The organism is Streptomyces sp. NBC_00996 (assembly GCF_045162675.1).
Lineage (GTDB): Bacteria > Actinomycetota > Actinomycetes > Streptomycetales > Streptomycetaceae > Streptomyces.
Window position 1 is genome coordinate 9,638,750 of the sequence record NZ_CP108723.1, and the last position, 15,083, is coordinate 9,653,832.

A 15,083-nucleotide genomic window follows, 5' to 3' on the forward strand; every position below is an offset into this window, starting at 1 on the left:
GCGCAGCGGCGACCTGTGAGTGCCGGGCAGCGTGCACCCAGTCCCGAGTTCAGCCCCCGCGCCGGGGCCCTGTCACCAAGGCCCCGGCACCGGACGCCAAGGCGTCAGCCCCGCCCCCGCTTGGGGTCCACCAATCCCGCCCGCCGCAACGCATCCGCCATCGCACTGTTCGCAGGCGGCGGCGCCTGCCGAGACCCACCGCCCCCGCTACCGCCCCCGCGCCCTTGCCGCTGCTGCCCCCGCTGCTGCGGCGGCCGCCCTCCACGCTGGGGCCGCCCGCCCCCCTCCTGGGCCGGAGCCGCCGCCTCGTCGTCCAACCGCAGAGTCAGCGAGATCCGCTTCCGCGGAATGTCGATGTCCAGCACCTTCACCTTGACGATGTCCCCGGGCTTCACCACGTCCCGCGGATCCTTGACGAAGGTCTTGGACATCGCGGAGACATGCACAAGCCCGTCCTGGTGGACGCCGACATCGACAAAGGCTCCGAAGGCGGCGACATTCGTGACGACCCCCTCCAGCACCATCCCCGACGCCAGGTCGGAGATCTTCTCGACGCCCTCCTTGAAGGTGGCCGTCTTGAAGGCGGGCCGCGGGTCGCGCCCGGGCTTCTCCAGCTCCTTGAGGATGTCCGTGACGGTCGGCAGACCGAACGTCTCGTCGACGAAGTCGTCCGGCCGCATCGAGCGCAGCACACCCGTGTTGCCGATCAGCGACGCGACCTCGCTGCCCGCTGTCTTCACCATCCGCCGCACCACTGGGTACGCCTCGGGGTGCACGCTGGATGCGTCCAGCGGATCATCGCCGCCCCGGATCCGCAGGAAGCCCGCGCACTGCTCGTACGCCTTCGGGCCGAGCCGGGCCACACTCTTGAGGGCCGTTCGCGACCGGAAGGGTCCGTTCGCATCCCGGTGCGCCACGATGTTCTCCGCGAGCCCGGAGGTGATCCCCGAGACCCGCGCCAGCAGCGGCGCCGACGCCGTGTTCACGTCCACGCCCACGCCGTTCACACAGTCCTCGACCACCGCGTCCAGGGACCGGGACAGCTTCACCTCGGAGAGGTCGTGCTGGTACTGCCCGACGCCGATGGACTTCGGGTCGATCTTCACCAGCTCGGCGAGCGGGTCCTGGAGCCGGCGCGCGATGGACACGGCGCCACGCAGCGACACGTCCATGTCGGGCAGCTCCTGCGAGGCGAACGCGGACGCCGAGTACACGGACGCCCCCGCCTCGGAAACCATCACCTTGGTGAGCTTGAGCTCGGGGTGCTTGGTGATGAGTTCAGCGGCGAGCTTGTCCGTCTCGCGGGACGCCGTGCCATTGCCGATCGCGATCAGCTCGACCGCGTGCTCCTTGGCGAGCCGTGCGAGCTTGGCGATCGCCTCGTCCCACTTGTTGGCCGGTACGTGCGGGTAGATCACGTCCGTCGCGACGACCTTGCCGGTCGCGTCGACCACGGCGACCTTCACACCGGTACGGAACCCGGGGTCCAGGCCCAGCGTCGCGCGGGTGCCCGCCGGAGCCGCGAGCAGCAGGTCGCGCAGGTTGGCCGCGAAGACGTTCACCGCCTCGTCCTCGGCCGCCGTGCGCAGCCGCAGCCGCAGGTCGATGCCGAGGTGCACGAGAATCCGCGTCCGCCAGGCCCAACGGACGGTGTCGGTGAGCCACTTGTCGGCAGGGCGGCCGCGGTCGGCGATGGCGAAGCGGTGGGCGACGATCCCCTCGTACGAGGACGGACCGGGCTGCTCGGAGGGCTCCTCGGGCTCCAGGACGAGGTCGAGGACCTCCTCTTTCTCGCCGCGCAGCATCGCGAGGATGCGGTGCGAGGGCAGCTCCTTGAAGGGCTCGGCGAAGTCGAAGTAGTCGGCGAACTTGGCGCCCGCCTCCTCCTTGCCGTCCCGCACCTTGGCGGCGAGCCGCCCCCGTACCCACATGCGCTCGCGCAGCTCGCCGATCAGGTCGGCGTCCTCCGAGAACCGCTCGGTGAGGATCGACCGGGCGCCGTCGAGGGCGGCCTGCGGATCGGCGACCCCCTTGTCGGCGTCGAGGAAGGCCGCCGCCGCGGCGAGCGGATCGACCGACGGGTCGCCGAGCAGGCCCTCGGCCAGCGGCTCCAGGCCCGCCTCGCGCGCGATCTGCGCCTTCGTGCGCCGCTTCGGCTTGAACGGCAGATAGATGTCCTCAAGACGCGCCTTCGTCTCGGCGCCCCTGATCTGCGCCTCGACCTCGGCGGTGAGCTTGCCCTGCTCGCGCACCGAGTCGAGGATCGCGGCGCGCCGCTCCTCCAGCTCCCGCAGATAGCGCAGCCGCTCCTCGAGGGTGCGCAGCTGCGCATCGTCGAGCATCTCGGTCGCTTCCTTGCGGTAGCGGGCGATGAAGGGCACCGTCGAACCGCCGTCGAGCAAGTCGACGGCGGCCTTGACCTGCCGCTCCCGTACGCCGAGCTCTTCGGCGATCCTGCCTTCGATGGACCCTACGAGGGGTGTCGTCACGATCCCGTACCGCCTTCTCCACTGAGGTTGCGCGGCAATTGTGGCAGGTGACACCGACAACGGGGGATCAGGGCACCGGTCGGCGGTGTCAGACCTTGCCGGTCATGCCCTCGGGGAAGGCGCCGGCCGCGAGCGCCGTCATGAGAAGGCCCTTGGCCAGCTCGGTGAGTCGTTCGACTCCAGCGGCGCCCAGATGCTCGTACGGGGCGCGGTCCAGCCGGTCCGTCCGCGCCTCGATCTCGCCGCGCAGGGCCGCGCCTGCGTCCGTCAACTCGCCCTCGGTGTCGAGCAGTCCACGTTGCCGCAGCCGCCCGGCCGCCGCCTCCCAGTCCGCCCGGGACCAGCCGCGCGTGCCCAGCGCCCACTTCGGGGCCATGCCCTTGCCGGTCGCGGTGTGGCTCACCAGGGCCTCCACCGGGTCGAGTTCCGCGTCGAGCAGCGCCGCGAGGTGGCCGTCGCCGCGGTGCTCGCGCAGCAGGGTGGCCGCGTGCCAGAGCGCGAGGTGCGGCGCGTCGGGCACCGGCAGGTCCGCGTGGGCGGCGTACAGCGGACGCGCGGTCCTGGTGCAGGCCTCGGCCGCGCGCAGCGCGAGTTCCGCCGCCTCGGCGACCTCCTTGGAGGCGATGAGGTCCTCGCCGAGCAGCCGGCGCAGCGTCGCGTCGACGGCACGCGCGCGTGCCGCGAGCACAGTCTCCGGAGAGGCCGCCCGCCACACCTCGGGCAGATGCTTCGCCACCAGTTCGTGGCGGAAGTTGTAGAACGTCGAGGTCACCGTGCCCGGGCCCACCGCACCCATGGCCGCGGCCCGGACGGCGAAGTACGCGCCCCTGCTGTCCTCGATCCCGACCGAGGCGAGCTCCCGCCCCAGATCGGGCGAGAAGTAGTGCGTCGAGTGCAGCGGGTTGAGGACGTTGTGGCAGCGCCGCCCGGCGCGCTCCGGCAGTGGAGTGGTCATGTCCCGCACCTTACCGACTGGTCGGTACGCAGGGAACGGCGGAGCCGGGGATGGCAGGAAAGGAGGGGTGCTCGTCATTGCGGCCATCGCTTCGGCCGCCAAGAATCAAAGGCATGCGAACCGTCCTGGTCGTCCTCTTCGACGCTGTGCAGAGCCTCGACGTCACGGGTCCTGTGGAGGTCTTCACCGGCGCCGAGAACTACCGCGACGGCTCGTACCGCATCCGCACCGCCTCCCTGGACGGCACACCGGTGCGCACCTCCAGCGGCCTCGCCCTCGTCCCGGACCACTCGCTCGCCGACGCGCCCGCCCCGCACACCCTGCTCGTTCCGGGCGGCGCCGGCACCCGCCGCCCCGACCCCCGCCTGACCGACTGGCTGCGCGAGCACGGCCCGCGCGCCGCACGGCTGGTCTCCGTCTGCACCGGTGCCCTCCTGCTCGCCGGTGCCGGTCTCCTGGACGGCCGTCGCGCCACGACCCACTGGGCCTACTGCGACAAACTCGCCCGCGACCACCCGGCGATCCAGGTCGACCCGGACCCCATCTACGTCCGTGACGGCCAGGTGTCCACCTCGGCCGGCGTCACCTCAGGAATCGACCTGGCCCTGGCGCTCGTCGAGGAGGACCTGGGGCGCGAGGCAGCCCTCGCCATCGCCCGTCACCTGGTCGTCTTTCTCAGGCGCCCGGGCAACCAGGCCCAGTTCAGCGCCCAGCTGGCCGTCCAGACCGCGCAGCGCGAACCGCTGCGCGAGGTCCAGCAATGGATCACCGAGCACCCCGGCGACGACCTGAGCGTCGAGTCGCTCGCCACCCGTGCCCGCCTCTCGCCCCGCCACTTCGCCCGCGCCTTCCGGACCGAGACCGGCATGACGCCCGGCCGGTACGTCGAGCAGGTCCGCCTCGAACATGCCCGGCGCCTCCTGGAGGACACCGCCGACGGCATCGAGGAGATCTCCCGCGCATCCGGCTACGGCACGCCCGAGGCGATGCGCCGCGCCTTCATCAAGACCCTCGGCTCGGCACCGGCCGAGTACCGCCGCCGTTTCCGGACGGCGCCCACCCATTGAAAGGAACCCGATGCAGATCGCCATCGTCCTCTACGACCGCTTCACCGCCCTGGACGCCGTGGGCCCGTACGAGACACTCGGCCGTGCGCCCGACGCGCAGACCGTCTTCGTCGCCGAGCACGCCGGCCCCGTCCGTGCCGACACCGGCAATCTGGCGCTGATGGCCGACAAGGCCCTCGCCGAGGTGCCGCACCCGGACGTCGTGGTGGTCCCGGGCGGCCCCGGACAGTCCGCCCTGATGGAGAACGAGGTCCTCCTCGACTGGCTGCGGGCCGCCGACCAGACCAGTACCTGGACGACCTCGGTCTGCACCGGCTCGCTGCTGCTCGCCGCCGCGGGGCTCCTCGACAGCCGCCGGGCCACCTCCCACTGGCTGGCCCTCGACTTCCTCAAGCAATACGGCGCCGAGCCGACCGGTGAGCGGGTCGTGTTCGACGGAAAGTACGTGACCGCGGCCGGCGTCTCGTCCGGAATCGACATGGGGCTCGCCCTGCTCGGACGGATCGCGGGTGACGAACACGCCCAGGCCGTACAACTGCTGACCGAGTACGACCCGCAGCCGCCCTACGACGCGGGCTCACCGGAGAAGGCGCCCGCGCACCTCGTCGAGGAGTTCCGTACGAAGAGCCGATTCATCCTGACGTAGTCCCGCCGCACGCTCACGGCATCCATGTGAAGCGCGGCTGCCGGCGCTCCAGGAAGGAGGCGACCCCCTCCGCGGTGTCGCCGCCGCCTCCCGCCTGCGCCGCCCAGTACGCGTCCCGGTCCGTGCGCCCGTTCGCGAACTCCTTGGCCGCCGCCTGGGTCAGCAGCGAACGCGAGGTCAGCACGCGCATGAACTCCGCGACGCGCTTGTCGAGCGTGCCCTCGGGCAGCACCTCGTCGACCAGACCCGTGCGCAGCGCCCGCTCCGCGTAGATCAACTCGCCCGAGAAGAGCAGGTACTTGGCGGTGGCGGGCCCCACCAGCGACACCAACCGCCGTGTCGAGGAGGCCGAGTAGACGATCCCCAGCTTCGCCGGGGTCACCCCGAACAGCGCCCCCTCCTCCGCGAACCGCAGATCGCAGGCCGCCGCGAGTTGGGACCCGCCGCCCACGCAGTACCCGCGAATCGCGGCCAGCGTCGGCTTCGGGAACGCGGCGAGCGCTTCCTCGGCGAGTGTGGCAAGGCCCTGCGCCTCGTCCGGGGAGCCCCGGAGCGTCGAGATGTCGGCTCCGGCGCAGAACGTCTCACCCTCGCCGGTGAGCACCAGTGCGTGTACATCGGCGTCGGCGGTCAACTCGTCGAGCAGGGGCGGCAGGGCCCGCCACATGTCCGCCGTCATGGCGTTGCGCTTGGCCGGGTAGCGGATGACGACGGTGGCGACCCCGTCACCGACACGGTGCGACAGCTGCGGTTCCATACGGCGGATGCTAGCGGCATCTGCCGAACGTCCGATCAACAAGGAGCAGGCGTGAGGAGGCGCTGACGGCCATGTCGCGCCGTGGGACACGGCGGGCGGCGCGTCGTGGGCATGGTCTCGGAGGGCCTCCCCGACGGCGGGAGGGCGGGGAACGAATGGGGCGAGCCCGGCCCCTCAAACCCGTACAACCCGAATAGTTCTGAAGTCCGCACAACAGGGGCAGGAGCAGTCTCACAACTGACCGTGTCATACGCCAACGATCAGAAGCTGTCGATAACCGCTGACTTCTGTTCAGTCATCCGGTACGGACCAGCGCATTACCAACACTCCATGTGTGGTGACAATCGAGCGCAAGGGTGGCGACCGGACGATGGCGAACCTCGGGCGGGGGTCCGACCCGAGCCCTGAAGTCGGCGGACAGGTGGCTCCCGACGGGAGACCGCCGGGCCCGCTGCCGTACGAGGGGGTGTGGCGGTTCACCGCTCCCGCCATCGACGCCTCGGTGCCGCAGGCGCGGCACGCCGTCCGTGATCTGTTGGTCCGCCAGGGGGTGCCCGTCTCGGACGACCTGGTCCAGGGACTTCTGCTGATCGTCTCCGAACTGGTCACGAACGCGGTCCGGCACGCGGCGCTGCTGTCCCCGATGCTCGCCGTGGAGGTCGCCGTCGGCGCCGAATGGGTGCGCGTCTCCGTGGAGGACAACCATCCCTACCGCCCGACCGCCCTGGAGGCCGACTACGGACAGACCGGCGGCCGTGGGCTGCTGCTGGTGCGTGAGGTCACCCGGGAGTCGGGCGGAGTGTGCGACGTCGAACACACCGCGAGCGGCGGCAAGGTGATCTGGGCCGCCCTGCCGCTCACTCCGAGCGTCGTGTAGCGGGACGGCCGTCACCAGCCCGCGGACGTACCCGTCAGCTCTCTGATCGCCGGACGGGCCGCGTCCAGCACCGTCATGAACCACGACGAGAAGGTGTCCTTCGCGTGCCGCTCCGCCAGCTCGGCGGTGGTGACGAAGGCCGTCGAGCCGACCTCCTGCGGATCGGGACGCAGCGGCGACTGCACCATCCCGACGAAGAGGTGGTTGTACTCCTGCTCCACCAGGCCCGAGTCCGGGTCCGGGTGGTTGTAGCGGACCGTGCCCGCCTCGGCGAGCAGCGAGGGCGAGACCCCGAGCTCCTCGTACGTCCGTCGGGCCGCCGCCGCGAAGGGCGCCTCGCCCGGGTAGGGGTGACCGCAGCAGGTGTTCGACCAGACACCGGGGGAGTGGTACTTGCCGAGTGCGCGCTGCTGCAGCAGCAGCCGACCGCGCTCGTCGAAAAGAAACACGGAGAACGCGCGGTGCAACTGCCCGGGCGCCTGATGGGCGGCGAGCTTCTCCGCCGTGCCGATCGTGTTGCCGTCCTCGTCGACCAGCTCCAGCAAGATCGCTTCAACGGTGCCGTTCGACGAACTGTGCGTCGCGGTGGCAGGTGTGATCGGCATACCCATCCTTCGCATCGGTCTTCGAGCCCCAAGTCTGCCGTACGAAACCGGCACTCCCGGCACTTCGCGGCTCCCGCATGTCCCGCCCCGAGAGCCCGGAGCGGGACGTGCGGCCGACGTGGGTCAGACCCCGAAAGCGGCCGGATACCTGATCGTGCCCGGTGCCACCGACAAGGAATCGTCCAGGATCAGGGCCATCAGGTGTTCGGACGGCACGTCGAATCCGGGCCGGATGCCGTACTCCGAAGCGGGCAGGAATCCGAACCTCGGGTAGTACCCGGGATGCCCGAGTACGAGGACGAGCCGCTCCCCACGCGCGCGTGCCGCCTCCAGCACCGCGCGTACGACGGCCGATCCGGCGCCCCGGCGCTGATGCTCCGGCCGTACGGCGACGGGGGCCAGCGCCGCGGCGGGGACGCCGTCGACATGGCAGCGGGTGATCAGGGCGTACGCCGCGATCGTGCCGTCCGGCGCCTCGGCGACGTACGACAGGCCCGGCAGCCACGCGTCCGGGTCGGCGCGCAGCGCGTCCACCAGATCGGCCTCCTCGGCCCTCTGGAAGGCGGTGGCGTTGACGGTGTGCACCTCCGCGTGGTCGGCGGAGGTTTCCCGGCGGATGTGCCAGGCAGTGGTGTGTTCAGCGTTGTCGGTCAACGTGGAAACCCTTGAGTGAAGGGCCCGGCCGACACGTCGGGTCAGCCGCGGGCCCGGAGGGCGGGGACGGTCGTGTCGCTGCGCACAGCAGCGCCGAACGCGACAGTCATCAACCCACCTCCTCCGATCGCCGGCCACGCTAGCAGCGGGTGCGACGGTCTCGCGTTGGAATTACGCGACGGTCTCGCCTTCGTTGGAATTACGCGACGGTCTCGCCTTCGAATGAACGGCAGAGCTTCGCCTCTCAATGGCAGAGCTTCGCCTCGTGCTCCGCGTGCCCGCTCGGCTCCAACTGGAAGGTGCAGTGCTCGACATCGAAGTGGACGCCGAGGCAGCCCTGGAGCTCGTGGAGCATCTTCTCGTGACCGATCGCGTTCAGGACCTCGGAGCTGACGACCACGTGGACGGAGAGCACCGGCATGCCGGACGTGATCGTCCAGGCGTGCAGGTCGTGGATGTCCTCGACGCCCGGCAGCGCCAGGATGTGTGCCCGCACCTCGGCCATGTCCACGTTCTTGGGGGCGGCCTCCAGGAGCACGTTGAGCGTCTCCCGGAGCAGCTTCCAGGAGCGCGGGACGATCATGAGGCTGATCAGGATCGAAGCGATCGGGTCGGCGGCCTGCCAGCCCGTGGTCATGATCACCGTCGCGGCGATGATGACCGCCACCGAACCCAGCGCGTCCGCCACCACCTCCAGGAAGGCGCCGCGCACGTTCAGGCTGTCCTTCTGGCCGCGCATGAGCAGGGTGAGCGAGATCGTGTTCGCGACCAGACCGATGAGGCCGAACACGATGGTCTGGCCGCCATGGGTGTCGACCGGGGTCACAAAGCGCTGGATCGCCTCGTAGAACACATAGCCGCCGACGCCGAGCAGCAGCAGACAGTTGGCCAGCGCGGCGAGGATCTCGGCCCGCGCGTACCCGAAGGTGCGGGTCTCGCTCGGCGGGCGGGCCGCGAAATGGATCGCGAGCAGCGCCATGCCGAGGCCCAGCGCGTCCGTCGCCATGTGCGCCGCGTCCGCGACGAGCGCGAGCGAATCGGCGACGAGACCGCCGACGAGCTCGACCACCATGACGGTGAGCGTGATCGACAGCGCGACGCGCAGCCTCCCGCGGTACGCCGCTGTCGCCGTACCGGGGGCCGGCGCTCCATGCGCATGCCCGTGGTCGTGCCCAGCCCCCATGGAAGCCGCCTCCTGTGTTCCGCTCGGGATCACAGTCAACTATGGGCGGGGGGTATTGGGCAACGCGGCACTGAACACCGTTGTCATATGCCCTGACCTGCGGAAACGATGCGCAGGTCAGAGCGTTGACAAGATCATTCGGCCCGTGCCCCGGGGTGGTGCAACACCCAGCCCTCCCAGGCCGACTCGACCATCTCGCGCACGCCGCGCCGCGCGCTCCAACCCAGCTCCTTGGCGGCCAGCGCGGCCGAGGCGACCGCTCGCGGGGCGTCACCGGGGCGGCGCGGCTCGACGACCGGCTCCCGGGAGTCCCCGGTGACCTCGCCGATGAGTGTGAGGAGTTCGCGGACCGAAACGCCTTCGCCGCGGCCGATGTTCACGGTCAGATCACCCGTCGAGCCGTCGGCCAGCCGCCGGGCCGCCGCGAGGTGCGCCTCGGCGAGGTCGGCGACGTGGATGTAGTCACGGACGCACGTGCCGTCCGGCGTCGGATAGTCGTCCCCGAAGATCCGCGGGGCCTCATCACGGGTCAGGCGGTCGAAGACCATCGGGATCACGTTGAACACTCCGGTGTCGGAGAGCTCCGGCGCGGCCGCGCCCGCCACGTTGAAGTAGCGCAGGCACACGGTCGCGATGCCGTGCGCCCGCCCGGCCGCCCGCACCAGCCACTCCCCGGCGAGCTTCGTCTCGCCGTACGGGCTCATCGGGGCGCACGGGGTGTCCTCCGTGATGAGGTCCACATCGGGGTTGCCGTAGACGGCCGCCGACGAGGAGAAGAGGAACCGCTCGACGCCCGCCTCGGCGGCCGCCTCCAGGAGCGTCGCGAGACCGCCCACGTTCTCCCGGTAGTAGCGCGTCGGCTCGGCCACGGACTCACCGACCTGCTTGCGTGCCGCGAGATGCACCACACCCGTCACCGCGTGCTCCGCGAAGACCCGCTTGAGCAGATCCCCGTCCAGCGACGAGCCCCGCACCAGCGCGATGTTCTCCGGAAGCCGGTTCGGCACCCCCGACGAAAGGTCGTCCAGGGCGACGACGCGTTCTCCGGCCTCCGCCATCGCCCGCGCCACGTGGGCTCCGATGTATCCGGCTCCGCCTGTGATCAGCCATGTCATGGACGCCCACCCTATGCCGGTCCCGCGCGCTGTCCGTCCTGCCCCGGTCCGGGCCGCCCCCGGTGTCCGTCCTGCCCCGCTCCGGGCCGTCCTCGCGGTGTCCGCCGTGCCCCGCTCCGGGCGGTGCGCCGGGTGCCGTGTGCCATGCCGAGAATGCGCCGGTCTGGGAGCGCGGTTTGTGGCGTGGGCACCGGATCCCTGATGATGATCGCGGCGGAGGCCACGCAAAACCGGGTGGATCGGCCCATGAACAGGTGGTGAACGCCCGCTTCCATTCATCCGATAACCTCTGCCGACATGCCGCCCGGCCAGGCCCTGTCGTCGGGCCATCCCATCACGCACTTGACCGGCGCGGACGCGCCGGCACCCAGGGAGTGAGTTCGCTGTCGACCGCCATCCTCACCGGCCAGCCGGTCCCCGGATCGTCGCTTGAGGGCGATCTGCGGTCGCTCGGCTTCGACGTGCGGCTCGCCTCCGACGCGGGCGAGGCCGAGTCCCTGCTGGCTGCCGTCCCGGCGGACCAGCGGGTCGCCGTCGTCGACGCCCGCTTCGTGGGCCACACACATGCGCTGCGCCTCGGTCTCACGGACCCCCGGTTCGCGGCCTCCGCGCTGCCCGGCGCCATATCCGTGCAGCCCGAGGCCCGCCGGGCGCTGACCCGGGCCGTGGCCCGCGAGAGTTCCGCCTCCGGGGGCCTCGCCGTCGCCACGGACAACCTCGCCGCGCGCCTCAGGGCTGCCCTCGACGCGGACGGCGTCGCCGTGCACCAGCCCGAGCTCGGCACGCTCGTCGCCGCCGTGCCGAGCGACCCGCAGGAGCGCAACGAGGCCCGCCAGGCCGTCTCGGCCGTGGACGACGAGGCCGTACGCCTGCGCAGTGCCGTGAAGGCCCGTGACGGCTTCTTCACGACCTACTGCATCAGCCCGTACTCGCGCTACATCGCCCGCTGGTGCGCGCGCCACGGTCTCACCCCGAACCAGGTGACGACCGCCTCACTTCTCACCGCGCTCATCGCCGCGGGCTGCGCCGCCACCGGAACCCGCGTCGGCTTCGTCGCGGCCGGCCTGCTGCTCCTGTTCTCCTTCGTCCTCGACTGCACGGACGGCCAGCTCGCCCGCTACTCCCTGCAGTACTCGACACTCGGCGCCTGGCTCGACGCGACCTTCGACCGCGCCAAGGAGTACGCCTACTACGCGGGCCTCGCCCTCGGGGCGGCCCGCGGCGGCGACGACGTCTGGGCGCTCGCCCTCGGCGCCATGATCCTGCAGACCTGCCGGCACGTCGTCGACTTCTCCTTCAACGAGGCGAACCACGACGCCACCGCCAACACCAGCCCCACCGCGGCCCTCTCGGACAAACTCGACAGTGTCGGCTGGACGGTGTGGGTGCGCCGGATGATAGTGCTGCCCATCGGCGAGCGCTGGGCGATGATCGCCGTGCTCACGGCGCTGACCACCCCCCGCATCACCTTCTACGCGCTGCTCATCGGCTGCGCCTTCGCGGCGACGTACACCACGGCGGGCCGCGTACTGCGCTCGCTGACCCGCAAGGCCCGCCGCACCGACCGCGCCGCCACCGCCCTCGCCGACCTCACCGACTCCGGCCCGCTCGCCGAGTTCCTGACCCGCTTCACGCGCGGCTTCGCAAGCCGCGGCCCGGCTTACGTCGCCTTCGTCGCCGGAGCCCTCGTGGTGCTCGGCGCGGCGCTCGCCCCGTACGGCAGCTGGTGGCCCGTTCTGGGCGCCGTGATCTACGTACTCCTGTCGCCGGTGGCCCTCGCGCGGCCCCTCAAGGGCGCCCTCGACTGGCTCGTCCCGCCGTTCTTCCGCGCCGCCGAATACGGCACCGTTCTGGTACTGGCCGCCAAAGCCGACGTGAACGGAGCACTTCCTGCGGCTTTCGGTCTGGTGGCAGCGGTCGCCTACCATCACTACGACACGGTGTACCGCATCCGCGGGAACGCCGGCGCCCCCCCGCACTGGCTGGTGCGGGCGATCGGCGGGCACGAAGGCAGGACGCTGTTGGTCACCGTCCTGGCCGCGCTGCTCACCGCCACACAGTTCAAGGTCGCGCTCACGGTGCTCGCCGTGGCCGTAGCCCTGTTGGTGCTCGTCGAGAGCATCCGCTTCTGGGTGTCCTCCGGGGCCCCCGCCGTACACGATGAAGGAGAACCCGCATGATCGGCCTCGTGCTGGCCGCCGGCGCCGGACGGCGTCTGCGCCCCTACACCGACAGCCTCCCGAAGGCTCTCGTGCCAGTAGGTCCCGCGGGCATAGAGGACAGCATCACGGTCCTCGACCTCACCCTCGGCAACTTCGCGGAGATCGGCCTGACCGAGGTCGGCATCATCGTCGGCTACCGCAAGGAAGCCGTGTACGAGCGACAGGCGGCGCTCGAGGAGAAGTACGGGCTCAAGCTCACCCTCATCGACAACGACAAGGCCGAGGAGTGGAACAACGCCTACTCCCTGTGGTGCGGTCGTGACGCCCTCAAGGACGGTGTGATCCTCGCCAACGGCGACACCGTGCACCCGGTCTCCGTCGAGCGGACGCTGCTCGCCGCCCGCGGCGACGGCAAGAGGATCATCCTCGCCCTCGACACGGTGAAGAACCTCGCCGACGAGGAGATGAAGGTCGTGGTGGACCCCGCCAAGGGTGTCCAGAAGATCACCAAGCTCATGGAGCCGTCCGAGGCCACCGGCGAGTACATCGGTGTCACCCTCATCGAGGGCGAGGCCGCCGCGGAGCTGGCCGACGCCCTGAAGACGGTGTGGGAGAAGGATCCGCAGCAGTTCTACGAGCACGGTTACCAGGAGCTCGTCAACCGCGGCTTCAAGATCGATGTCGCGCCGATCGGTGACGTCAAGTGGGTCGAGATCGACAACCACGACGACCTCGCCAAGGGACGTGAGATCGCATGCCAGTACTGACGAGGCTCATCCCCTCGCCGGTCGTCGTCGACATCCGTCCGGGCGCCCTGGACGACCTGGCGAGCGTGCTCTCCGACGAGCGGATCTCGCACTCGGGCAAGCTCGCCGTCGCGGTGAGCAACGGCTCCGGCGCCAGGCTGCGCGAGCGGATCTCTCCGGCCCTGCCCGGCGCCACCTGGTACGAGGTCGGCGGCGGCACCCTCGACGACGCGATCCGGCTGGCCGGTGCCATGAGGGCGGGCCACTACGACGCGGTCGTGGGCCTGGGCGGCGGCAAGATCATCGACTGCGCGAAGTTCGCCGCGGCGCGTGTCGGCCTCCCGCTGGTCGCGGTGCCCACGAACCTCGCGCACGACGGCCTGTGCTCGCCCGTCGCGACCCTCGACAACGACGCGGGCCGCGGCTCGTACGGTGTGCCGAACCCGATCGCGGTCGTCATCGACCTCGATGTCATCCGCGAGGCCCCCGTACGTTTCGTGCGCGCCGGCATCGGCGACGCCGTCTCCAACATCTCCGCGATCGCGGACTGGGAGCTGGCCAACCGCGTCAACGGCGAGAAGATCGATGGACTCGCGGCCGCGATGGCGCGGCAGGCCGGTGAGGCCGTGTTGCGCCACCCTGGCGGCATCGGCGACAACGACTTCCTCCAGGTACTGGCCGAGGCGCTGGTCCTCACCGGGGTGGCGATGTCGATCTCGGGCGACTCGCGTCCGGCCTCCGGCGCCTGCCACGAGATCAACCACGCCTTCGACCTCCTCTTCCCCCAGCGCGCGGCGAGCCACGGCGAGCAGTGCGGCCTGGGCGCGGCCTTCGCGATGTATCTGCGGGGGGCGCACGAGGAGTCGGCGTACATGGCCGAGGTGCTGCACCGGCACGGGCTGCCGGTGCTGCCGGAGGAGGTCGGCTTCACCGTGGACGAGTTCGTGCAGGTCGTGGAGTTCGCCCCGCAGACCCGGCCCGGCCGCTACACGATCCTCGAACACCTCGACCTGAAAACCAACCAGATCAAGGACATCTACGCCGACTATGCCAAGGCCATCGGTAGCTGAACTCCGCCCCGTCGTTCACCCCGCAGGAGTGAAGGACCGGCGCAGCGGTGAGCACTGGGCGGGACGCCTGTACATGCGAGAGATCTCGCTGCGCTGCGACCGCTACCTGGTGAACACCAGGATCACGCCCAACCAGCTCACGTACCTGATGACCCTCTGCGGTGTGCTCGCGGCCCCGGCCCTGCTGGTGCCGGGGATCGCGGGCGCCGTACTCGGCGTGCTGATGGTCCAGCTCTATCTGCTGCTCGACTGCGTCGACGGCGAGATCGCGCGCTGGAAGAAGCAGTTCTCGCTCAGCGGGGTGTACCTGGACCGGGTCGGTGCCTATCTGACCGACGCCGCGGTGCTCGTCGGCTTCGGTCTGCGCGCCGCCGATCTCTGGGGCTCCGGGCGGATCGACTGGCTCTGGGCCTTCCTCGGCACCCTGGCCGCGCTCGGCGCGATCCTGATCAAGGCCGAGACCGATCTCGTCGGCGTGGCCCGGCACCAGGGCGGCCTGCCGCCGGTCAAGGAGGCGGCGTCCGAGCCGCGCTCGTCCGGCATGGCGCTGGCCCGCAAGGCCGCCGGGGCGCTGAAGTTCCACCGGCTGGTGCTCGGGATCGAGGCGTCCTTGCTGATCCTGGTCCTGGCGGTGCTGGACCAAGTACGCGGCGACCTGTTCTTCTCCCGGCTCGGCGTCGCGGTGCTGGCCGGCATCGCGCTCCTGCAGACGCTGCTGCACCTCGTGTCCATCCTCGCCTCGAGCAGGCTGAAGTGA

Annotated in this window: 14 protein-coding genes; 7 read left to right on the forward strand and 7 right to left on the reverse strand. The window is 70.8% G+C overall.

All coding sequences use genetic code 11. The features are described from left to right. Positions 1-104: 104 nt before the first annotated feature. Complete coding sequence (locus OG390_RS44550) at positions 105-2,489, reverse strand: Tex family protein (protein ID WP_406175989.1); 2,385 nt, start codon at positions 2,487-2,489, stop codon at positions 105-107. Between the two features lie 88 nt (positions 2,490-2,577). Continuing rightward, a complete protein-coding gene (locus OG390_RS44555; RefSeq protein ID WP_406175991.1) occupies positions 2,578-3,444 on the reverse strand; it encodes an SCO6745 family protein in 867 nt (288 codons plus the stop codon). 113 nt (positions 3,445-3,557) lie between these two features. Between OG390_RS44555 and OG390_RS44560 the strand changes: the two genes are divergently transcribed. Next, on the forward strand, positions 3,558-4,511 hold the full coding sequence (locus tag OG390_RS44560; protein ID WP_406175993.1) for a GlxA family transcriptional regulator: 954 nt from the start codon (positions 3,558-3,560) through the stop codon (positions 4,509-4,511). A 10-nt stretch (positions 4,512-4,521) separates the two neighbouring features. Continuing rightward, complete coding sequence (locus OG390_RS44565) at positions 4,522-5,157, forward strand: DJ-1/PfpI family protein (RefSeq protein WP_406175995.1); 636 nt, start codon at positions 4,522-4,524, stop codon at positions 5,155-5,157. Between the two features lie 13 nt (positions 5,158-5,170). On the opposite strand, the gene OG390_RS44570 is transcribed toward OG390_RS44565, so the two are convergent. Beyond that, positions 5,171-5,914 carry an enoyl-CoA hydratase/isomerase family protein gene (locus OG390_RS44570; RefSeq protein WP_406175996.1) on the reverse strand — a complete coding sequence of 248 codons (744 nt, stop codon included), beginning with the start codon at positions 5,912-5,914 and terminating at the stop codon, positions 5,171-5,173. 370 nt (positions 5,915-6,284) lie between these two features. Between OG390_RS44570 and OG390_RS44575 the strand changes: the two genes are divergently transcribed. Next, positions 6,285-6,791, forward strand: a complete 507-nt coding sequence (locus OG390_RS44575; RefSeq protein WP_406178240.1) for an ATP-binding protein — start codon at positions 6,285-6,287, stop codon at positions 6,789-6,791. Between the two features lie 11 nt (positions 6,792-6,802). Here the strand turns inward: OG390_RS44575 and idi are convergent, their stop codons facing one another. The 4 genes from idi to galE all read right to left on the reverse strand — a co-directional run bounded on the left by idi (position 6,803) and on the right by galE (position 10,348). After that, on the reverse strand, positions 6,803-7,396 hold the full coding sequence (gene idi, locus OG390_RS44580; RefSeq protein WP_406175997.1) for an isopentenyl-diphosphate Delta-isomerase: 594 nt from the start codon (positions 7,394-7,396) through the stop codon (positions 6,803-6,805). A gap of 123 nt (positions 7,397-7,519) precedes the next feature. After that, positions 7,520-8,050, reverse strand: a complete 531-nt coding sequence (locus tag OG390_RS44585; RefSeq protein ID WP_406175998.1) for a GNAT family N-acetyltransferase — start codon at positions 8,048-8,050, stop codon at positions 7,520-7,522. Between the two features lie 244 nt (positions 8,051-8,294). Then, positions 8,295-9,233: a cation diffusion facilitator family transporter gene (locus OG390_RS44590; protein WP_406176000.1), complete on the reverse strand. Its 939-nt coding sequence runs from the start codon at positions 9,231-9,233 to the stop codon at positions 8,295-8,297. A 134-nt stretch (positions 9,234-9,367) separates the two neighbouring features. Continuing rightward, entirely contained in the window at positions 9,368-10,348 is a 981-nt protein-coding gene (gene galE, locus OG390_RS44595) for a UDP-glucose 4-epimerase GalE (protein WP_406176002.1), read from the reverse strand. Positions 10,349-10,731: 383 nt separating this feature from the next. Between galE and OG390_RS44600 the strand changes: the two genes are divergently transcribed. The 4 genes from OG390_RS44600 to OG390_RS44615 are packed head-to-tail and all read left to right on the forward strand — an operon-like array spanning position 10,732 to position 15,083. After that, a complete protein-coding gene (locus OG390_RS44600) occupies positions 10,732-12,528 on the forward strand; it encodes a DUF5941 domain-containing protein (protein WP_406178242.1) in 1,797 nt (598 codons plus the stop codon). After that, positions 12,525-13,277 carry a sugar phosphate nucleotidyltransferase gene (locus tag OG390_RS44605; RefSeq protein ID WP_406176004.1) on the forward strand — a complete coding sequence of 251 codons (753 nt, stop codon included), beginning with the start codon at positions 12,525-12,527 and terminating at the stop codon, positions 13,275-13,277. The genes OG390_RS44600 and OG390_RS44605 overlap by 4 nt, the downstream gene beginning before the upstream one ends. After that, positions 13,265-14,326: an iron-containing alcohol dehydrogenase family protein gene (locus OG390_RS44610; RefSeq protein ID WP_406176005.1), complete on the forward strand. Its 1,062-nt coding sequence runs from the start codon at positions 13,265-13,267 to the stop codon at positions 14,324-14,326. Before OG390_RS44605 ends, OG390_RS44610 begins: the two co-directional genes overlap by 13 nt. Beyond that, the gene (locus OG390_RS44615) at positions 14,304-15,083 is read left to right on the forward strand and encodes a CDP-alcohol phosphatidyltransferase family protein (RefSeq protein ID WP_406176007.1); all 780 of its coding nucleotides are present in this window, start codon (positions 14,304-14,306) and stop codon (positions 15,081-15,083) included. The genes OG390_RS44610 and OG390_RS44615 overlap by 23 nt, the downstream gene beginning before the upstream one ends.